The sequence below is a fragment of the Shouchella rhizosphaerae genome (assembly GCF_036700015.1).
GTDB lineage: Bacteria > Bacillota > Bacilli > Bacillales > Bacillaceae_D > Shouchella > Shouchella rhizosphaerae.
Map to the genome: position 1 here is coordinate 1,631,744 of NZ_CP144921.1, position 20,862 is coordinate 1,652,605.

The following is a 20,862-nucleotide window of genomic DNA, read 5'->3' on the forward strand; positions in this document are numbered from 1 at the left end:
TTAAGAACCTGTTTGCGTAGACGTTTTTTCAGACTGGACAGTTTCAGGATACCCGTAAGAACCGTGCTCACTCATATCGAGCCCTAGAATTTCTTCTTCCTCTGTAACGCGCAAGTTTCCGCCGAGAAGCCCTTTTGTTATGAACAACAATACGTAAGAAGCGACAAAAGCAAACACACCGCAAACAACGACGCTTAATAGTTGGACGCCAAGCTGTTCGAAACCACCGCCATAAAACAATCCAGGCAGGCCGCCATTCATTTCTGCTAATTCAGGCGTGGCAAACAGTCCGTTTGATAGAGTCCCCCATACACCAGCAACACCGTGAACGCTTAAGGCAAAAATAGGATCGTCAATTTTAAGTTTATCAAACATATTCATGCTGACGACGACAATCAATCCGCCAATGACGCCAATAAGGACTGCAGCCCACGGCGCAACGAATGCACAAGAAGCAGTGATGGCAACGAGGCCTGCAAGCGTTCCGTTTAATGTCGTCGGCACGTCGGCCTTTCCATTAAGTGCCCAAACAAGAAACAGTGCTGCAATGGTGCCGGCTCCAGCCGCAAGCTGTGTATTTAGTGCTACATAACCAAAGAACGCATCAGCGACGCCGCCAGTCGAACCGGCGTTAAACCCAAACCAACCGACCCACAAAATCAACACGCCAAGGGCGGTATACACTTGGTTATGGCCAAACAAGTCATTGACTTTGCCATTTTTGTCATACTTGCCAAGACGTGGCTTTAACATCAATGTAGCTGCTAAAGCGGCCATTGCACCCGTCAAGTGAACGACTGTGGAACCGGCAAAATCTTGCTTTCCTAAATTAGCCAGCCAGCCTTGGTCTGACCAAATCCAGTGTGCGACGAGCGGGTAAACAAAGGCAGAGAACAATACAGCGAAAATCGCGTATGCGGCAAGCTTCCCCCGTTCAGCAAAACCACCAAAGGCAATCGTTAACGCAATTGCTGCAAACGTAAGTTGGAAGAAGAAGTCAACCGAACCAACACCATCTGCATAGTTGCCAAAAAAGAAATCAGCCATGCCAATAAACGGATTGCCGTCCCCATATATAAAGCCATAACCAACGGCCCAAAAGACAAGTGAAGCGATACCGACCGTAAAAATCGTTTTACCTGCGATATGACCGGCATTTTTCATCCGAGTTGAGCCTGCCTCAAGCAAAATAAAACCGCCTTGCATAAGAAGAACTAATATTGCGGAAATGGTTAGCCATAAATTATCCATAAGTACAGTTTCCAATTCGTCTCCCCCCAGCCCTTGTTTTATATCGTCATTATAATCTGATGTCAGAATTGTTCTATAAGTATGTCAGGATATCTAACATTGTTTTTGTAGGAGATAGGATTATTTCCTGCTACGGAAGACCTATAAAACAAAGCTTCACTGAGGCGTAAAGACGAATTGGAAATGATCGTTAAGGCTGAAAACCTCCGAAAACATACGTTTTCGGAGGTTTTCCTTTGTTAAGAAGCGTGTTGATTTTCCTTCTTAGCAAATAATTTGATCAGAAACGGCAAAGCGATGAATAAGGCAAGCACGCGCAGCATTTGCAGTGTTGCTACTGCGGTCGCGTCTAGTTCTAGCTGAGCTGCTGTCGAAGCCATTTCCGCAGCCCCAGCTGGCACAATCGCTAGCAAACTTGTAAAAAACGGCAGCGGCGTAAGCACGAAAAAAATCAGCGCTAGCCCAACGCTCATTACAACATAAAGCGCCAACGCCGCTGCACTTGCTGCACCGATACGGCTAAGTTCCTTAAGTGTTTTCCGGTCAAAGCGCATGCCAATCAACGAGCCGATCAGCACTTGAGCACTACCAAGAACAATATTAGGCATGCTATATTCAGGCACAAGCAGCTGGTGGATGGCAAAGCCAAGGGCAATTGCTAAAAACATCGGCGCTCCTGGAAACGTGACAAAGCGTGCTAAGCAAAAGATGACCACTGCACCAAGCAACGCGAGAAAAACAAGCCAGGCATCTGCTGCAAATGGCTGTGTCACTGCTACTGGCAGCGACACGCCTCCTCCTGTAGCGAGGCCGACTAAAAGGGGAACGACGAGCACAAACAACGTAATTCTAGTTGTATGGAATGCCGCCACAATGCGTTGGTCTGCGTGGTAACGCTCGCTTAAAGCAATGACTTCTGAGGCGCCCCCTGGCAGGCAGCAAAAGAATGCTGTATTCCCTGTCGTATGCGCCCACTTCTCAAAGCCTTTTCCAAGTAAGATCCCCCCTGCAAGAGTCAATGCCAACGTCAGTAAAAAAGCGGGCAGCAACATTCTGTATGCCCATAGCTCCTCGGGAATGACCATAAACCCAATAGAAATGCCGACTAACGCAAGTGAAACAGTGAACAGTTCGCTTTTAAAGATGAGCTTTTGGACAAAAAAAGACCAAAATATGCCCGTTGCTAAAGCGCCAAGCAACCAACCTGCCGGCATGCCAAGCATTTGTACCACCCAGCCAACGGCAAAAGATACAGCAAGAAAAACGAGTTTACTTCCCATAAGAGTAGAGCTCTGCTTTCATAGGCAGCTGCCAATCGACCGGAGCTTTTCCCTGTTCCTGCAGCCAATGGTTGATTTTTGAGAACGGGCGGCTGCCAAAGAAACCTCGATTTGCAGAAAAAGGGCTCGGGTGGGCCGACTCGATAATCAAATGGCGTGTTGCATCAATCGCCTCTTTTTTCGCTTGGGCATGCCTTCCCCACAGCACAAATGCAACTGGTTCTTCCCGTTTATTTAAAGCGTGAATGACTTCGTTCGTAAACAGTTCCCAGCCTTTGCCTTTATGGGAGCCTGGCTGCCTTTTACGGACGCTGAGCACAGTGTTTAACAACAGCACGCCTTGATCGGCCCACGGCTGTAAATAGCCATGGTCTACAGGCGTAACGCCCAAATCGTCTTGTAATTCTTTATACATATTTTTGAGCGATGGCGGGACAGCCACTTCCGGTTTAACAGAAAAACTTAATCCATGGGCTTGGTTTGGGCCATGATAAGGGTCTTGCCCAAGAATAACGACTTTCACTTGTTCAAACGGCGTATAGTGGAAAGCATTAAACAAATCATTCATATGGGGGTAGACCGTCTGCTCTTTGTACTCTCGTTTCAAGAATTCACGCAGCTCTAAGTAATACGTTTTTTGAAATTCGCCGCCAATCACATCGTTCCAATCGTTACGAAGAATAGGCATGTTCAGTTCCTCCTCTTCATCTAGTTGTCTCTGTATCTATCATAACGTTAATGGCCAATGTTGCCAAACAGCAAAAACCAGCGGAGAAGTTCCGCTGGCCATACGAGCCGTTTGAGTGGTTTTAAAGCAGAAGATGGGCCATGAGCACAATAATCGGCAATGTAATGATCGTGCGAACTAAAAAGAGCAACACACAATCGAAAAAGCTGACAGGAATTTTGGAAGCGATTAAGACGCCCCCTGTTTCCGACATATAAATGAGCTGCGAGACAGACAGTGTGCCGATCACGAACAGTGTAAATTCATTGGTGATGCCAAACGGTTCTGCAAGGACTGTCGGCAACAGCATATCTGCAAAGCCAACTAAAATCGTTTTGCTTGCCTCGGCAGCCTGGGGCACGTTCATCCATTCAAGGACTGGAATAAAAGGCACAGCCAGCCATTCAAACAGTGGCGTGTAGGTTGCCACTGCAGCTGCGAGCGTTCCAATCGTCATGACGACAGGCAAGACACCAAACCAGAGGTCCAACACATTTTTGAAACCGTTTTTTGCGTTATCACCACTTTTGGCGCTCGTTTCAGCCCTGCTGATCGCTTCATAAAAACCGTGCTTCCAGACGCCTTTCACTTTTGGCTCCCGTTTTCCTGGAGAGCCATCAATATACGTGTCTTTTTTCCGAGAAAGCGGCGGAATTCGCGGTGTGATAATCGCTGCAAGAAAACCAGCAACAAACAAAGTAAAGAAAAACTGCCAAAACAAATGGCTAATGCCTAGTTGCGATAAAATATAAATGCTAAAGGTAATCGAAACAACAGAGAATGCCGAAGCGACAATTGCTGCTTCCCTTTGTGTATACTTCCCAGACTCGTACTGTTGGTTCGAGAGCATGACGCCTACTGTTCCATCGCCAATCCAAGAAGCAATACAGTCTATCGAGGCACGCCCAGGCAAGCGGAATAACGGGCGCATTAAGTTTTTCAACAACGAGCCGACAAACTCCATCAAACCGAAGTTAAGCAAAAGCGGCAACAGCATGCCAGCAAATAAAAAGATGGTAAACAAAAACGGCAATAGATCGTTCAACAATACTTGGCCGGTGTCGCCGGAAATCAGGAACTGGGGCCCGATTTGGAAGTACACCATCACTCCTAAAATAGCTCCGACAACACGAATGACGATCCACCCAGGAGTGGTTGCGAAAACGCCTTCCCAAAGTGTGTTAATCTCGTTGCCTCTCTTTTTCACGGAAAAAACAATCGATAACAACGCAGAAATGACCATCGCTATGACCGTAATTAAAATAATCGTGTCTACCGTAAGAAGCGCCATTAGCCAATCAGCGGCAAGGGCTACGGGCAGCTTGACACTCGTTTCGCCTTCTTCGACCACCGTAAAAGGAGTCATAAACAACACAATGCCAATCAGAGATGGCAGTACAAACAGCAGTGTATTTTTTACATTTACTTTCGTTCCCATAAAAGGACCTCCGAAATGGATAAGAATAAGATAACATGAATCATTATACACAACTATCCCTCTCCAGGCTATTACATTTTTTACAGGAGGTCTATCTCAGTAAAGGGAAATCATTTCCAAAAGCGCCGCTGCTTTTAAGGACGCCTATGCTTTAGTATAATGGAAAGCACGGACAAGGAAGGAGAGAGAAAAATGGAACGTTATAAAGCATTAACAATTGCTGGCTCAGATACAAGCGGTGGTGCCGGCATTCAAGCGGACTTGAAGACATTTCAAGAACTTGGCGTTTATGGCATGAATGCCTTGACGACTATTGTTGCACAAAATCCGTTTGAAAACTGGGCCCATGAAGTATTCCCCCAAGATGCCAAACTCGTCGGCAAACAAATAGACACAGTGTTAAAAGGCATTGGCGCTGATGCGGTTAAAACAGGAATGCTTGGATCGATTGAAATCATTGAACTTGTTGCCAACAAAATTGAAGAGTATGGCGTTAACAAGGTTGTTGTCGATCCAGTGATGGTTTGCAAAGGCGCAGATGAAGCGCTCAATCCAGAAACGGATGCATGCCTGCGCGATGTCCTCGTACCAAAAGCATTTGTCGTTACGCCAAACTTGTTTGAAGCCACGCAGCTTTCTGGGCAACGTATTGAAACACTCGACGATGTCAAACGTGCAGCGCAAACGATTCACCAACTAGGCGCAGACCATGTTGTCATTAAGGGAGGAAGCAAGCTTAACCACCCGCAAGCAGTTGATGTTTGGTATGACGGCCAGTCTTTCACATTGCTTGAAAATCCAGAAATCGATACGACCTACACGCACGGAGCAGGCTGCACGTTTGCCGCAGCCATCACTGCTACGCTTGCAAAAGGCAAATCGGTTGAGGAAGCGATCCACACAGCGAAAGACTTTGTCACTGCCGCGATCAAGCACGGCAGCAGACTCAACGAATACGTCGGTTCCGTTGCCCACGGCGCCTACCGCCACGAAAAACAAAACTAACCAGTCTCAACAAAATCATTCAGACTGATAGAAAGCGCTTGTCAGACGAGGAGTGCAGCCGAGGAAAGATGCAAATAGAACGTGGGTTCATAAGCAGCGGTTTTCTTGCGCATGATACGACAGTTTCAAGCATATGAGTGAGGCAAACGACGACGTACGCGAGCGTTTGGCTACAGTCTGGAAGCAGGGCTCCATCCCTGCTTCTTTTTTTCACCTCTTAACTAAGCACTGCTGCTGCTTTTCCCCCATTGCGAAGCCACTGTGCCATCGCTTCAATATCTTTGGCAAATACTCGGTCAGCCGTAATCGTTGGTACAACTCGGCGCGCCTCTACAAAAAAGGTTTTTGTGGCTGGAGCCATCGCCGCTATGCCCCGATATTCAACAGCTTGCAGCGCGCAAATCGCTTCAATTGCGCATATGCGGCGTACATTTTCGACAATCTGCAAAGCATGGCGGGCGGCAATGGTCCCCATGCTGACATGGTCTTCTTGATTGGCCGAGGATGGAATGGAGTCAACGCTTGCTGGATGCGCCAACGTTTTATTTTCTGAGACAAGGGAGGCTGCAACATACTGCATGATCATCGCCCCTGACTGGAGCCCAGGAGCCGGGCTTAAAAATGGCGGCAAATCATTCAGCTGTGGATTGACGAGTCGTTCGACGCGCCGCTCTGCAATATTGCCAAGCTCCGCCATCGCAATGCAAAGAAAGTCCATCGCAAACGCAATCGGCTCGCCATGAAAGTTACCGCCAGAAATCACTTTCTCCCCTTCATCAAACAAAAGAGGATTGTCTGTCGCGGCATTCATTTCAATAAGCAACTTATCCTTCACATAGCCGAGCGCTTGCCAAACGGCGCCGTGAACTTGGGGGATGCAGCGAAGGGAATAGGCATCTTGGACCCGTTTCTCCCCTTGTTTGGTCGTTAATTTACTCCCTTGCAAAAGATGCCGCATCCGTGCAGCAACGTCTATTTGTTCTTGGTAGCCTCTAGCAACATGAACGGCTTGATCGAAAGCATCGATAATGCCCTGAAGCCCTTCCATCGTCACCGCAGCAATCTGCTCCCCTTGATACGCCAATTTTTCTGCTTCTAAGTAAGCGACAACCCCGACGGCTGTCATCGCTTGTGTGCCGTTTATGAGGGCTAACCCTTCTTTCGCTTGCAGCGTAAGAGGTTGAATACCGAGTTTAGCAAAGCACGATGCAGTACTCATACACTCGCCGCGATAACGGACTTCTCCCTCTCCGATTAACACAAGGGCTAGATGGGATAATGGCGCCAAGTCGCCGCTCGCCCCGAGCGACCCTTGTGAAGGAATACACGGATAAATATCTTTATTGATCAACTCGAGCAGCATTTCCACAACTTCTAATCGGACGCCGGAGAACCCTTTTGCGAGTGCATTAGCCCGCAGCACCATCATTGCCTGGGAAATTTCATCGGAAAAATAACCGCCTACCCCACATGCATGGGATAAAATTAAGTTTCGTTGAAGCTCCTCCGTATCGGCAGCGGCAATTTGAACGTCACTGAACTTTCCAAACCCCGTATTGATGCCATATACGGTTCGTCCGTCTTGGACGATCTTTTCAACAGCCCGACGGCTTGCTTCAATCTCGTTAATGCACGATTGGCTTAAGCCTACCTTCACTCCTTTGTACAAAATCGCTTCCATGTCATCCAGCGTCAACGAACGCCCTGTTAAAATAACCATATCTTCACCCCTCTATTAGACTAAAGGCCACAAAAAAGAGGCTGCCGCTTTGAAATCCGGTGATTTCAAAAAGCGGCAGCCTCTGTGCCCTACATGACAGACTAGGCGATGTATGGAATTGAGCCTCTGTGGCATCGCCATAAGATCCTCTCCAAAAGTTCCGACTATTAGGATACAGTTTATGCTTACATGGTCCAATTGTCAATGGTAGAAAATAGCGTGCTTTGGATGGTAACTGAAAGCCTCACCATAAGTCGACAGACTAAAAAAGATATTGCAAGATCATCATGGTGAACACCCCCGATAAAACAGTGGCTAATAAGCTACGGGAAATGATCGCTACTAAAAAAGTCGGTATAATGGCGTAAATATTTAAATTATACAACGAAAAGGAAATATTCCCCTCTTGATTAATGAAGATTTCTTGACCTAGTAATGCAGCAATAATCGCTATAGGCACGTAATCAAGCCATTTTAATAACCACGCTGGTAACTCCATTCTAGTCAGTACAACTAATGGCAGGACTCGTGGGATAAAGGTAACAAGTGCTGTGGCTATAATGACCAATAAAATATACGAATTTATTTCCATTGTTTTATCACCATCCCGATAGTCGTCGCAATTAACGTAGCAATAATGACCGACCAGCTTCCTGGGATCAAGTAATGAACACCAATCACCAACACAATGGCAAGCAAGGCAACAGTTAAATCAATGGCATATTTCGAACGACTGATCATTTGCAATACTAACAAACCCGCGAACATGGCAGGCAAAGCAAAATTGATTCCTAATGCGCTTATATCCGTGACCAGTTCACCAAATAGGCCTCCTAGCACATTTGCTAATACCCAATTGATATAAGCTGTTATATTTAGCCCGAGCATCCAATAAAACCGGTTTCCGTTCATACTTGGTAAACGGTTTGCTGCTACGCCAAATGTTTCGTCTGTTACTTGTGCACCAATCAATATATTCTTCCCGATAGAAAGATTCTTTAAATAAGGTGCTAAAGCAGCAGTCATTAACAAATGGCGAATGTTTATAAAGAAAATCGTAATCGCAATGGCAATGACTGAAAAGGAAGCCCCGATCATGCTTGCAGCAATAAATTGTGCAGAACCAGCATAGAGAAATAACGACATTAATGTAATTTCAAGTACACTTAAACCTGCCGTTTTTGCAACGACACCCGCAGCAAAACCAATGCTTAAATAACCTAACAATGTAGGTACACACGCATAGACGCCATCCATAAATGCTGCTTTTTTTTCTGTAGACTGCCAAGGATTGTCTTTTGTTTCCGCCTTCATTTTTTGTTCTCCACTTCCTCCACCTGTCAATTGTTATATGTTACAATTCATTTAAACTAATTTTAGAATAAGACTGTATAACAGTAAATAAACACACATAACAGATGGAGGTGTTTTTTTGAAAATAGAAATAAATCGGCATTCTGACATACCGATTGCCCAACAAATTCAAGAGAACATCGCTGACCGGATTCGCTCCAACTTGCTCGAAGAAGGAAGCAAGTTACCATCTGTCCGTAAACTAGCAGAACAAACTGGAGTAAGTCTTATGACTGCAAACAAAGCTTATAACCATTTAGAGAAACAAGGGTTGATCGAAAAAGTCCAAGGAAAAGGGACTTTTGTCCGAAAAAGTAGCGGGGCAAGCAAAACGGAAAACGAAAAAAAGCTGCTATCTTATGATTGGCAATTAACCGTTACTGATTACTTGCCACGTGCTCAGTACATGCAATTTAATACAGGGAAAGAAAAAATCCAGTTTTCCTCCTCTAAGATATGGCCCAACTTACTTCCGAACCGTTACCTCATAAAAGAAACAATACAGATCCTTTCGGAGGAACCATATATACTTTCTACTTATGGAGAAGGACGAGGAGACATTACGCTAAGAAAAGAAATGTCCGCTTATTTAAAACATTTAAAGATAGCAATTGAACCAGACGATATCGTCATTACAAATGGGGTGCAACAAGGCATTGATATTGTTGCCCGTAGTTTTGTTGGCCCAGGAGACGTTGTGGTTACCGAGACTCCTACTTACTCGGCGGCAATTGACGTATTCAGAGGGAGAGGAGCATCGATTGTATCGATTCCAGTTGACGAGAACGGAATGAGAGTGGATTTACTACCATCATTGAAAAATAAACCAAAGGTGATTTATACAATCCCCTCTTTTCAAAATCCAACTGGAACATTGCTCAGTAAAAAGCGACGGCAACTACTGCTTGATTTTGCGCAATCGAACGAGATTATTATAATTGAAGACGATTCTTGGAGTGAAATTTATTTTGACAGTAAACCCCCGCTGCCAATAAAAAGCTTAGATGAGTATGGTCATGTGATTTATTTGAAAGGATTAAGCAAAACGCTGTCTCCAGGGTGTCGAATTGGGGTGATGGCTACTTCTGGTACGAATTTGAACAGAATCATAGCCGCCAAAACTATTACCGATTTAGGCACTCCTCTATTAAACCAAAAGGCGGTGCTGTCTTTTTTACGTTCGAATCGAATGAAAGAGCATATAAAAAAGCTGCGGATCGCTTTAAAATTAAGAAGGGATCGCGTTATCGATCTTCTTACTGTATATGCCCCGAAGGAAGTAACGTGGATTGTCCCAAAAGGAGGAGTCAATATTTGGATATCGCTGCCCCCTTGGGTCGATACCAATGAAATGCTGTTTGAAGCAAAGAAATTTGGTATCTCCTTTCTCCCTGGATCTGCTTGCTATCCTAAAGAACCTGCCATGAATCACCTGCGGCTGTGTTTTGCTGCTGTAGATGATCAATTATTAGAAACGGGCATCAAGACACTTTGTAAAATTTTTACGACCTTTATTGAAGAACGCAATGAAGAATCAAACATGCCTCTTGTTTAACCAAGTCATTCTGTAGACTTTCAGTCACTGAATGGCTATTTTTGCTGGGTATCCAGTAGCAAACATGCCAAAAAAGGAACGTTTAACTGTTATACATCAAACTATACTGTTATACCCAACAAATACTAGAATAATAGAAGAGAGAACTATGTGACATTTTAATAAATTAGTAATAGTCTACCTGAGCTAAAATAACTTAACTGAAAATGGAGGACAAAGCGTTGGCTAACTTAGAGATTGCTATTTCCGATAAAGTGCTCACAAGCTACCCTGGCTTGACTATTTCCGGATTGGTAGTAAAAGGGATTGATAGAACAGCAGACCAATCGGAAGAGCTTGAACGTTATCTGAATCGTACCGTAGATGAGCATGAAAACACAGACAGTCCATTAGCAAAGAGCGAAATCCAAAGCTGGAGATCTGTTTACAGTGAAATGGGAGTAAAACCGAGCAAAGTATTGTGTTCATTTGAAAGTTTATATAAAAGAGTGTCTAAAGGAAAAAAGGTATTCGGTATTAATAAGTTGGTCGATGCCTACAATGCTGTATCTTTAAGGCATTGTTTGTGTATGGGAGGATATGATCTAGACAACATTACCGGGAGTATTTCTTTAAGGTATGGGAGAAAAGGCGAAGAAATGCTTCCTATAGGCGGTGATAAACCTATACAAATAGATGAAAAAGTAGTTGCCTATTCAGATGCAACATCAATCTTATGTGTCTATTGGAACCACCGTGATGCGGATCATACTCAAATTACGAACAAGACCAAAAATGTTGTCTTTTTTGTTGACCAAATACAAGGGGGCGATAACAGAGCAGAATTGGCGTTAACCGATCTGTCTAAATTAATAAGCCGTTTCTCAAAAAATGACGTTGCAATCGACTTTTTCAGTTTGGATAAACAAAAGCCGATGTACCAACTATGACAATGTTTATTAGGCCTGTGTGATGTACACTATCCCAAAGTTGAAAAGGAGCAAAGATCATGAAACCAATCGCTACTGGAATCGAAACAAGCAAAAATCGTTTAGGATTTCAAACAGCCTGTACACATGGAGGGGATCATTGGAATAAATCAGGCCATTTAAGTCCTCCTATTTGCCAGTCCACTGCTTTCGAATTCCCGACTACTTCCGAAGGCGCCGTTCGGGCAGCAGACATTAAGGCCGATGAATTTTATGGCAGGTGGGGGAGCAGAAATGAACGTGAGTTAGAAGCTTTGATTGCTGCCCTCGAAGAAGCGGACGATGCGCTTTGTGCTTCTTCTGGATTAGGTGCTATCTCCATGATTACACATGCATTTTTAAATCCAGGAGACCATTTTATCGCTGTTCATAACTGTTACTCTGAAACGAAAATATTACATGAGTCTCTAGCAGAGCAGTTATCTGTTGATGTCACGTTTATTGACTCTAGTGACATCCATCACTATAAACAGGCGATTCAACCGAATACGAAGTTAGTTTTTGCTGAAACCCCCGCCAACCCAACTCTAAGTTTAGTAGATATATCTAAAGTAGCTACGCTCGTTCATGAACAAAGCGATGCGGTCTTTGTAGTCGATTCAACATTTGCTACACCTTATAATCAAAAACCGTTGAAGCACGGCGCGGATATCGTTGTCCATTCTGCCACAAAATATTTAGGTGGGCATTCTGATGTTGTAGCAGGTGTATGTGCTGGTTCAACGGAGTTGATCGATAAAGTTCGCCATAAATATTCCTTCCATGGTCCGCACCTAGACCCTTTTGGAGCGTGGCTGCTATGTAGAGGTATTCGAACTCTTGGGCTAAGGATGGAAAAGCATAACGAAAACGCGTTGAAATTAGCTCAATTTCTAGAGACACACCCGAAAATTAGACAAGTGTTTTATCCATTTTCTGAAAGCCATCCTCAATACAAACTAGCTACTAAACAAATGACTGGCGGCGGTGGCATGATTTGTTTTGAACTTAAAGATGGTATGGATGGCGGGCTTGGCTTGATTTCAAACGTGAAACTAAACAAGATGGCTGTCAGTTTAGGCGGGTATGCGAGCACCATTACCCATCCAGCGTCGATGACGCATAATTTATTGCCGAGAGAAGAACGTGAAAAAGGCGGCATTACAGATGGCATGATAAGGTTTTCTGTCGGAATTGAAGAATATGAAGATATAAGAGACGACTTATCCCAAGCGCTTGATAAAATATAAGGCATTGACGACACGCATGTGAAAATTGGCAGTGAGAGGAGGAAAATGAATGGAACACAAATTGGAAAAAGCTACTTTTTCAAAAGATATTAAAAATCGAGTGAGAGCCCTCCAGGAACGAGATAACTGGCGGAATTTGTTCACGATTGCTTTTGACTGGCTTGTCATTATTGGAGCGATTGCGTTAGTTCAAATATTTCCTATGTGGTGGGTGTATTTAATATCTATAGCCATCATAGGAAGTAGAATGAGGGCATTTGACAACCTTATGCATGAGGCTAGCCATTTTCAATTATTTAAGAATAGAATAATGAATAAATGGATTGCCTGTTTTTTTGTAGCTTTTCCGGTGTTTACTTCGTTTACTGCCTACTGTCAATCCCATTATTTGCATCATCGTCATTTATGGCATGAGCAAAAAGATCCAGATACGAAACGATATGCGTTAATGGGGTTAGATAAACCACAAGACGACATTCGCTCATTCATCCTTAGACATGTTTTAAAACCGTTAACGTTAACCCACGTCCCTAAATACATTTACGGGACCATTAAAGTTAATATTTTGACAAAAGAAGAACCAATCTCTGAAAAAGTCGCGAAGTCTTTATTTTGGCCAGTTATCGTGCTATTAAGTGTGGTGTTTGATTTTTGGTTAGAGCTTTTCCTATTTTGGTTTATTCCTTTATTGACCACATTTCAAATTATACGCTACTGGGCGGAAATGGCTGAACATTCAGGTTTAAAAAACACACATGAGCTTTATTCAAGCAGAAATACGTTTGGGAACCCAATACAACGTTTCTTTCTCCATCCTCATCACGACAATTATCATCTGGTTCATCATCTCTTTCCAGCCGTTCCCCATTATCGTTTAAAAAAAGCGCACACGATCTTAATGGAGAATGAGAGCTATAGAGAAGCGCATCATTGTACCGGTTTTTTTAAATCATTTTTACCGGGTTTCTATAGTGTCATTCAGGATATTTGCGGATTACGTTTCCGAGAAAATCGGCCAACTAAAAAAGCAGAATAAGCGTACTGAGAATTGGACGTTAGTGGCTCAGGTCGCCTACGCGTTAACAGCCTTGCTGGACAAGCAGACAATAGACATACGAAAAAGGTATTATTGCGGACACAAACATCCCGCACCACTGCTTGCGTGGTGCGGGATTGTTTTGGAATGAGCCCATTGCTCCCCTATTGGCGAATTAAAACTTGCTTTGGTAAGAGGCAACTTCCCAAGGATGCACACTCGTACGGAAGTCATCCCATTCGCTGCGTTTTAATTCAATGTATTCTTCAAACGCGTGATCGCCAAGAGTTTTGCGGCCAATAGCACCTGTTTCAAAACGATTAATCGCATCTTCAAGGCTTGTTGGCAAGTTCTCAATCGCCCGCTCCTTAATTTCTGCGGAAGACATGCTGAAAATATCAGCATCTACAGACGCAGGGCATTCGATTTCGTTCTCAACGCCGTCCAATCCAGCAGAGGCGATAACCGCAAAAGCAAGATAAGGGTTGGCGGACGGGTCTGGACAACGGATTTCCACACGAGTGCCAGGGCCCCGCGTAGCCGGGATGCGGACAAGCGCCGAACGGTTGGAAGCAGACCAAGCGATGTAACAAGGTGCTTCGTAGCCTGGAACGAGGCGTTTGTATGAGTTAACAAGTGGATTCGTTATTGCCACAAAGTCTTTGACGTTGTCAAGCAAGCCCGCGATAAAGTGATAGGCCGTCTTGGAAAGCGCATTTTTATCGTCTTCATTGTAGAAACTGTTTTCTTGCTTTTCGATATCGAACAACGACATATTGACGTGCATGCCGTTTCCGTTTGCTCCACCAAGTGGTTTTGGCATGAACGTAGCGTGGAGGCCAAATTGTTTCGCAACTGTTTTTACAACCCATTTATACGTTGTTGCTGCATCGGCAGACCCTAACGCATCCGAATATTTAAAATTAATTTCATGCTGGCCGACTGCCACTTCATGGTGAGAAGCTTCAATCGTGAAGCCCATCATCCGCAGTGCTTTGTAAATCGCGAGGCGCACTTTTTCACCGTCGTCTTTTGGAGAAGGTTCAAAATAGCCACCAGCGTCTTGCGTACGCATCGTCGGTTCGCCATGTTCATCCGTGTCGAAAAGGAAAAACTCAAGCTCTGGGCCTACGCTAATCGAGTAGCCTTTGTCGGCTGCACGCTTAACCGTTTTTTTTAAAATGTTCCGTGGATCGCCCTCAAAATCAGAGCCATCAGGATTTTTCACGCTGCATAAAAAACGTGCTTCTGAGTAGCCTTCTTCTTCCGTCCAAGGAAGAACGGCAAACGTCGTCAAGTCGGGGGACAAGTACAAGTCTGATTGGTTAATTGGTGTAAAACCTGTAATCGAAGAACCGTCAAACATGGTTTTGCCGTTCACAGCTTGATCCAATTGCTCTGCCGTAATCGTCACATGTTTGAGCATGCCTTCAAGATCAACAAACTGCATATGAAGCAGCTCGACATTTTTCTTTTCAATCGTTTCCCGGATCGTCTCAATTAAGCTTTCACGAGTTGGCGCTTGTGTCGTCATCTCTAACACTCCCCTAAAGTAGATGAACAGTTCATCTTTTTCTTGTTTTCTACTTTATGACGACACTCCCCTTTATGCAATCGATTTGTCAGATTATCTGACACACTAATATTCAGATAATAATGGCAAAACCATCCAATTGGATGGTTTTACTGTCCGGTCAACTCTGGCTGTTTTGGTTTGCGCACAAGCGCCATAATTCCAGCAATAATATACAACAGCATTGGCAGGAATGGGATGATGAATGCAAGCGTAAAAGGGGCCATAATCGCATAAAGAAGTGTAGACCCTAAAAACAATATGCTTGCAACCACGGGCTTTTTGCCAACGAGGACCACCGCAACAATCCCAGCAACTCCTGCTATAAAGGAAGCAAGTGTGTACATTCCAAAATTGAGTTCTTCAAAAAACGCAGAAGTCGCAGCAGCATCTTCTTGGCTAACTATAGGCGGGTTTTCTTCTCCTTCCCATAGCTCACTATCTTCATTGGCCATTTCCATAAAAAAGTCTTCATAGAAGCCTTGGCCTTGGAGTGCCATAGCTCCTCCTAAAAACAATGTTCCGAGCATAAAACACACTATGCCGATAATGCCAAGAACACGTTCCCCAGTTCGTTTCACCATGTTTGACACCCTTTCATGTTTAGTTAATTACATATGTATTACGTATGTCCTCGTCTATTCGTTTCATCCTTATCGTACCATGTTCCTTGCCAAAAATATAATAATCGACCATCTGGAAAGAAGCAACGGGAAACCTTTTGTCTCGTTCTATTTTTAGTGCTATGTTAACAGTAAAGAACATTCACAGAAAGAGGGGTACGATGATACGGACATTTAAACCAGCGGACAAAGATTACATCATTCAATCACATTACAAGTTGTATCACAACGAATTTCAATATGACTTATCGTTTCGTGATTTTATTGCTGACAGTGTAACGGGGTTTATGGACAGGTCCAATCCTCGAGAAAACATCTGGATTTTAGAGATCAACGGCAAACAAAAAGGCTCCATTAGTATAAAAGAGGCGGACGATGACACGGCACAGCTCGGTTTGTTTCTCCTTGACCCTTCTACAAGAGGGTGTGGCTACGGACAGAAGTTGCTGGAAACAGCAATTGATTTTTGCAAAGAAGCAGGTTATGAGAACGTGATTCTGTGGACAAATAGCGAACTCACAGCGGCACGAAAGCTCTATCAGCGAAATGGATTTGAGCGAACAGAAACAAGAGTCCGGCTGTTGTCAAATAAAGAACGGACCGAAGAGCAATGGGCGCGGCCCCTTTCGTTTTGCTAATTGTGTGAATAGACAATTTGCCTAAACAAAAGGAAAGGCCCATCAACAATGCATGCATCGTGATTGACCTTTTCATAGACGTTTATGCACTTACGATAAACGCTTGCCTGCCTTGCCGTTCGATGAAGCCCACTTCCGTTGATGACCGCTGCGCCGTCCGTCGCGGCCCCGTTTTTGCCCCCAAGGGCGACGATCGCGATCATTATGACGGCGGCCATCACGGCCCCCATTTCCGTGGCGCTTTTTCGTACGCAGTGGCGCTTCGCTTGTGAGTTTCACAGGCGTTTGGTCTGGCTCTTTTGTCAGCAATTTCAACGCCGCCGCCAAGGCCGTGACTGCATCTGTTTCTTGGAGCAGTTCTTTGGCTGCTACTCGGTAGCTGTCTTGCTCGCCCTTTGCAGCCAATTCACGAAGTTCGTTTAAAGTTGACTGTTTTTGACCTTCAAGCGCTTCCTCATATGTCGGCTTCGGCCGCTGAGTCATCCGTCTTTTCGAGACACTTTCAATCAATTTGACGTGCTCACGTTCTGGTTTTGTTGCCAGCGTAATCGCAATGCCAGAACGGCCCGCTCGTCCAGTACGACCGATACGATGGACGTAGCTTTCTGGATCTTGAGGCAAATCAAAGTTAAAGACGTGTGTAACGCCGCTAATATCAAGGCCACGCGCTGCAACGTCGGTAGCAACGAGGACATCGATTAAACCTTCTTTAAATTTGCGCAAGACGCTGTTACGTTTCGCTTGGTTTAAATCGCCATGCAAGCCTTCAGCCCGGTAACCTCGTTTAATAAGAGCTTCCGCTAGCTCATCGACGCGCCGTTTAGTCCGTCCGAACACAATGGAAAGATCAGGCGTCTCTAGATCAATTAGGCGGCAGAGCACATCAAATTTTTCCCGTTCATGGACTTCAATAAACTGCTGGGCAATGTTTTCCATTGTCACTTCTTTTGCTTTCACAGCTATCCGTGTTGGGTTTTTCATAAACTTGCTGGCTAGTGACTCCATCCGCTTTGGCATTGTTGCTGAAAAAAGCAATGTTTGCCGTGTTTCTTGAGGTGTCTCTGCCAAAATCGTTTCAATGTCCTCAATAAAACCCATGTTCAACATTTCGTCCGCTTCATCCAATACGACCGTTTCAATCGATTCAAGGCGGATTGTTTTACGACGCATATGGTCAAGCAAACGCCCTGGCGTAGCAACAATAATGTGCGGGCGCTGTTTCAAGGAGCGGATTTGTTTGCCAAAGTCTTCACCGCCGTATACAACGGTTGTGCGTACACCTTTGACACGCCCAAATTGACGCAATGCCTGCTCAACTTGGTTGGCTAGCTCCCTCGTTGGCGCCAATACAAGACCTTGGACAAGAGGATTGCTTGAGTCAATGCGATTGACTAATGGAATGCCAAAAGCACCTGTTTTGCCAGTGCCTGTCTGGGCTTGGCCAATCACATCTTTGCCTGCGAGTACGAGCTCAATCGTCTCTTGTTGGATTGGCGTGGCTTCCGTAAAGCCGATATTCGTTACTGCTTGGACGACAGAAGCATCCAAGCCAAATTGTTCAAAATTTGCCAAGTGATAAAAACTCCCTATATATAGATTGAACGCCTTTCGTACTTAGAAAAGGCTGCCTGGATGCAAAAAGCCAGTCGCTAGGCTCGCTTTCAACATCGAGACAGCCTTATGATCAATTGCTTTCTTACATAGACGCACTATCGCTAAGCGCATATCGCACAAAAGGCGCTCCGTTGTTCTCAAAGAAATATCATACCATAAACAGAATATGGATGCAAGAGCGAATAGAAGACAACAAGAAGGGCGGCTTGATCGATTGCCACCCAAAAAGATCGATTTGATCACATGCTACTGCGCTTTTGTCGTTTCGAGAAAAGTACGGAACTCGTCTTTCGTATGGTCGCCGACAATCCGGTCAACTTCTTTGCCGTCTTCAAAATAAATAAGCGTTGGCGTATATTCAATGCCATAAGCAGAATCATCGTACTCTAGCACATTGAATTGGTCAATATAGATGTCTTCTTCTCCTGCCACATCCATTAGTTTTGGCGTCGCTTTCTTGCAATACTGGCAAGTAGGAGAGAAAAAGTAAACAACTGCGTCTTCTCCCGCTTCAAGTTTTTCTGCCAACGCATCAGGCATAATAATGTTTTGGTAATTTTCATCGTTCAGCTGGTCAATTGTCGCCGCATTTAAGTCATCTTTATCATAAAGGTCGTTATTTGCTAAACGGTTGTTGTTATTAACGGTTTGAATAATGATAAGAACAATGAACAACGCTAGTACGCCTGCGCCAATAATCAGTAACTTCTTCATACGTCTGTCTCACTCCTAGCGGTTTCGAATGATATACATACTTGTTAAAAAAATCATTAAGAATGCAATTCCAGCAAGAAAAGGAATCGTTATAAAGCCAAGCCAATTAATATATTCTCCTGTACATGGGACAGCCCCGCACCCTAACACATTGCCTTCTTGCACGGGAAGTTTCTGAATTGAATAATGATAAGCGGATATGCAGAAGCCAATGCCGGCAAGAACAGCTGAATAAATCGCTGCAGTTGAATCTTTGCGAATGATGCCTATCGCCAAAAGGACAACTAGCGGGTACATTAAAATTCGTTGATACCAGCAAAGAGCACAAGGTTCAAACTGGCGAATTTCTGAGAAATACAATGAGCCAAGCGTTGCAACTAAAGCTGTCACCCATGCAAATAAAAGCCCGTTCTCAACTTGTTTTTTCACAGTGTCTCCTTTCTCAAACTCACTTTCTATTTCTTTTCTTAAAGAGTAGCTCAGACAGGCCCAGGTTGCAAATGGCGAATTTCGCAAAACTAAAAATAGCCCTTTTTCCTCATAAAATCTGGGAAACATGACCATAGTGATAACAGACAAGAAAATGGAGGACGAAAAGATGAGTGAACAACAATTAAATTTAGGGTCTGTTTGGCAAAAAGTAGATTTTCCTAACTTCCCCGCTTTACAAGAGGACATCGAAGTGGATGTCGCCATTGCTGGCGGCGGTTTGACTGGCATTACGACCGCTTATTTACTAACAGAAGCAGGCAAAAAGGTCGCTGTACTTGATGCAACTAAAATTGGCGGAGGCACGACTGGGCACACAACCGCAAAGATCACAGCCCAACATGATGTGATTTACCACGAATTTTTGAGCCATATTGGCAAAGAACAAACAAAGCTTTATTACAAAGCGCAAGACGAAGCGATAAGCTGGATGCGCAATCTCGTCAACAACCAAAACATCGAGTGTGATTTTCAAGATGAAGACCACTACCTTTATGCAACAACCCACCATGGGGAACATAAACTCAAGCGGGAACTAGAAGCCTATAAACAACTCGGCATTCCAGGAGAGTGGCTCACGTCGCTGCCTATTGATTTGGAAATCCGCGCAGCTCTGAGATTAAAAGGTCAAGCACGATTTCATCCGCTCCAATATTTGGCTTACTTATGCCAAAAAATAACCGAAAAAGGCGGCCTAATTTACGAAAATACTGTTTGTGAAAAAGTCGTTCAAGGCAATGATAAACGCCCGGCCATTCAAACGAGGGGCGGCGCGAAAGCAACAGCTAAAAAAGTGGTCGCGGCAACACACTTCCCCTTTGCAGATGGAGGCGGCTTGTACATGACACGCTTGCGGGCAGACCGATCCTATGTCGTTGCTGGCACATACGCAAAACCTTGGCCTGGCGGCATGTATTTAAGTGTAGACCAAACAAGCCGTTCTCTCCGCAGCGCTACGATAAACGGCGAAGAAATGATTTTGGTTGGCGGAGAAGGGCATAAAGCAGGACAAGGAATGAATGCGCTCAAACATTACGAGGCAGTTAAACAATTCGCCACCGAGACATTAGAAGGGTTTACACAAGAAGATCAATGGGCCACACAAGACTTGATTACACTTGACAAGCTCCCTTATATTGGCCAATTGTCCGCCCTCCAACCGGACGTACTTGTTGCCACTGGGTTCAGGAAATGGGGCATGACCAATTCAGCTGTGGCCGCACATGTTTTGTGCGATTTAATTGTGGATGGCAACAGCTTATACAGCCAATTATTCAAGCCATCTCGGTTCCATGCCGACCCAAGCATTCGTTCCTTTTTAAAAGAGAATGCAGACGTGGCTAAACATTTGCTTCGCGGAAAACTACATCAGGATATTGAACATGTTGAGGAGCTTGAAGCTGGGGAGGGAGCCGTAATTGACAAAGACGGCGAGCGAGTAGGCGCCTATCGCGATAAAGACGGGACACTCCACCTCGTCGATACAACCTGTACCCACATGGGCTGTGAAGTAAATTGGAATCACGCAGACAATACGTGGGATTGTCCATGCCATGGCTCACGTTTTTCTTATACAGGCGATGTCATTGAAGGGCCAGCCAAAAAACCGCTTGGAAAAAAAGAATAGAAGCCATTTAAGGGAGTCCTCC

Annotated in this window: 19 protein-coding genes; 7 read left to right on the forward strand and 12 right to left on the reverse strand. The window is 44.5% G+C overall.

The window, feature by feature from the left end; all coding sequences use genetic code 11:
* The 4 genes from V5G21_RS08215 to V5G21_RS08230 form a co-directional block, all read right to left on the reverse strand.
* Window positions 1-1,251, reverse strand: coding sequence for an ammonium transporter (locus V5G21_RS08215; protein WP_041824893.1), 1,251 nt, complete (start codon window positions 1,249-1,251; stop codon window positions 1-3).
* A 239-nt stretch (window positions 1,252-1,490) separates the two neighbouring features.
* Window positions 1,491-2,531 (reverse strand): AbrB family transcriptional regulator, encoded by a 1,041-nt coding sequence (locus V5G21_RS08220; RefSeq protein ID WP_011248763.1) that lies wholly within the window; start codon window positions 2,529-2,531, stop codon window positions 1,491-1,493.
* Complete coding sequence (locus V5G21_RS08225) at window positions 2,521-3,219, reverse strand: uracil-DNA glycosylase (RefSeq protein ID WP_011248764.1); 699 nt, start codon at window positions 3,217-3,219, stop codon at window positions 2,521-2,523. Before V5G21_RS08225 ends, V5G21_RS08220 begins: the two co-directional genes overlap by 11 nt.
* Window positions 3,220-3,340: 121 nt before the next feature.
* Entirely contained in the window at window positions 3,341-4,696 is a 1,356-nt protein-coding gene (locus tag V5G21_RS08230) for a YjiH family protein (RefSeq protein ID WP_041824203.1), read from the reverse strand.
* A 192-nt stretch (window positions 4,697-4,888) separates the two neighbouring features.
* Between V5G21_RS08230 and pdxK the strand changes: the two genes are divergently transcribed.
* The gene (gene pdxK / locus V5G21_RS08235; protein ID WP_011248766.1) at window positions 4,889-5,701 is read left to right on the forward strand and encodes a pyridoxine/pyridoxal/pyridoxamine kinase; all 813 of its coding nucleotides are present in this window, start codon (window positions 4,889-4,891) and stop codon (window positions 5,699-5,701) included.
* Between the two features lie 217 nt (window positions 5,702-5,918).
* Here the strand turns inward: pdxK and hutH are convergent, their stop codons facing one another.
* The 3 genes from hutH to V5G21_RS08250 form a co-directional block, all read right to left on the reverse strand.
* On the reverse strand, window positions 5,919-7,421 hold the full coding sequence (gene hutH / locus V5G21_RS08240) for a histidine ammonia-lyase (RefSeq protein ID WP_011248767.1): 1,503 nt from the start codon (window positions 7,419-7,421) through the stop codon (window positions 5,919-5,921).
* 262 nt (window positions 7,422-7,683) lie between these two features.
* Window positions 7,684-8,013 carry an AzlD domain-containing protein gene (locus tag V5G21_RS08245; protein ID WP_011248768.1) on the reverse strand — a complete coding sequence of 110 codons (330 nt, stop codon included), beginning with the start codon at window positions 8,011-8,013 and terminating at the stop codon, window positions 7,684-7,686.
* The gene (locus tag V5G21_RS08250) at window positions 8,004-8,735 is read right to left on the reverse strand and encodes an AzlC family ABC transporter permease (protein WP_011248769.1); all 732 of its coding nucleotides are present in this window, start codon (window positions 8,733-8,735) and stop codon (window positions 8,004-8,006) included. The genes V5G21_RS08245 and V5G21_RS08250 overlap by 10 nt, the downstream gene beginning before the upstream one ends.
* A gap of 118 nt (window positions 8,736-8,853) precedes the next feature.
* Between V5G21_RS08250 and V5G21_RS08255 the strand changes: the two genes are divergently transcribed.
* The 4 genes from V5G21_RS08255 to V5G21_RS08270 all read left to right on the forward strand — a co-directional run bounded on the left by V5G21_RS08255 (window position 8,854) and on the right by V5G21_RS08270 (window position 13,562).
* Window positions 8,854-10,329: a PLP-dependent aminotransferase family protein gene (locus V5G21_RS08255; RefSeq protein WP_011248770.1), complete on the forward strand. Its 1,476-nt coding sequence runs from the start codon at window positions 8,854-8,856 to the stop codon at window positions 10,327-10,329.
* Between the two features lie 221 nt (window positions 10,330-10,550).
* Window positions 10,551-11,258 carry a B3/B4 domain-containing protein gene (locus V5G21_RS08260; protein WP_011248771.1) on the forward strand — a complete coding sequence of 236 codons (708 nt, stop codon included), beginning with the start codon at window positions 10,551-10,553 and terminating at the stop codon, window positions 11,256-11,258.
* Window positions 11,259-11,317: 59 nt separating this feature from the next.
* Complete coding sequence (locus V5G21_RS08265) at window positions 11,318-12,526, forward strand: trans-sulfuration enzyme family protein (protein ID WP_011248772.1); 1,209 nt, start codon at window positions 11,318-11,320, stop codon at window positions 12,524-12,526.
* 49 nt (window positions 12,527-12,575) lie between these two features.
* Entirely contained in the window at window positions 12,576-13,562 is a 987-nt protein-coding gene (locus V5G21_RS08270; RefSeq protein WP_011248773.1) for a fatty acid desaturase family protein, read from the forward strand.
* A gap of 175 nt (window positions 13,563-13,737) precedes the next feature.
* Here V5G21_RS08270 and glnA read toward each other — a convergent pair whose 3' ends face one another.
* Complete coding sequence (gene glnA / locus V5G21_RS08275) at window positions 13,738-15,096, reverse strand: type I glutamate--ammonia ligase (protein ID WP_011248774.1); 1,359 nt, start codon at window positions 15,094-15,096, stop codon at window positions 13,738-13,740.
* A gap of 149 nt (window positions 15,097-15,245) precedes the next feature.
* Window positions 15,246-15,719, reverse strand: coding sequence for a DUF4064 domain-containing protein (locus tag V5G21_RS08280; protein ID WP_011248775.1), 474 nt, complete (start codon window positions 15,717-15,719; stop codon window positions 15,246-15,248).
* Between the two features lie 200 nt (window positions 15,720-15,919).
* Here V5G21_RS08280 and V5G21_RS08285 point away from each other — a divergent pair, with 200 nt between their 5' ends.
* Window positions 15,920-16,396, forward strand: a complete 477-nt coding sequence (locus tag V5G21_RS08285; protein ID WP_011248776.1) for a GNAT family N-acetyltransferase — start codon at window positions 15,920-15,922, stop codon at window positions 16,394-16,396.
* Window positions 16,397-16,486: 90 nt separating this feature from the next.
* On the opposite strand, the gene V5G21_RS08290 is transcribed toward V5G21_RS08285, so the two are convergent.
* The 3 genes from V5G21_RS08290 to V5G21_RS08300 all read right to left on the reverse strand — a co-directional run bounded on the left by V5G21_RS08290 (window position 16,487) and on the right by V5G21_RS08300 (window position 19,153).
* Window positions 16,487-17,968 carry a DEAD/DEAH box helicase gene (locus V5G21_RS08290; RefSeq protein ID WP_011248777.1) on the reverse strand — a complete coding sequence of 494 codons (1,482 nt, stop codon included), beginning with the start codon at window positions 17,966-17,968 and terminating at the stop codon, window positions 16,487-16,489.
* 288 nt (window positions 17,969-18,256) lie between these two features.
* A complete protein-coding gene (locus V5G21_RS08295) occupies window positions 18,257-18,724 on the reverse strand; it encodes a thioredoxin family protein (RefSeq protein ID WP_011248778.1) in 468 nt (155 codons plus the stop codon).
* A 15-nt stretch (window positions 18,725-18,739) separates the two neighbouring features.
* Window positions 18,740-19,153 (reverse strand): disulfide oxidoreductase, encoded by a 414-nt coding sequence (locus V5G21_RS08300; protein ID WP_011248779.1) that lies wholly within the window; start codon window positions 19,151-19,153, stop codon window positions 18,740-18,742.
* A gap of 169 nt (window positions 19,154-19,322) precedes the next feature.
* On the opposite strand from V5G21_RS08300, the gene V5G21_RS08305 reads away from it, so the two are divergent.
* Window positions 19,323-20,840 carry an FAD-dependent oxidoreductase gene (locus V5G21_RS08305; RefSeq protein ID WP_011248780.1) on the forward strand — a complete coding sequence of 506 codons (1,518 nt, stop codon included), beginning with the start codon at window positions 19,323-19,325 and terminating at the stop codon, window positions 20,838-20,840.
* Window positions 20,841-20,862 lie beyond the last annotated feature (22 nt).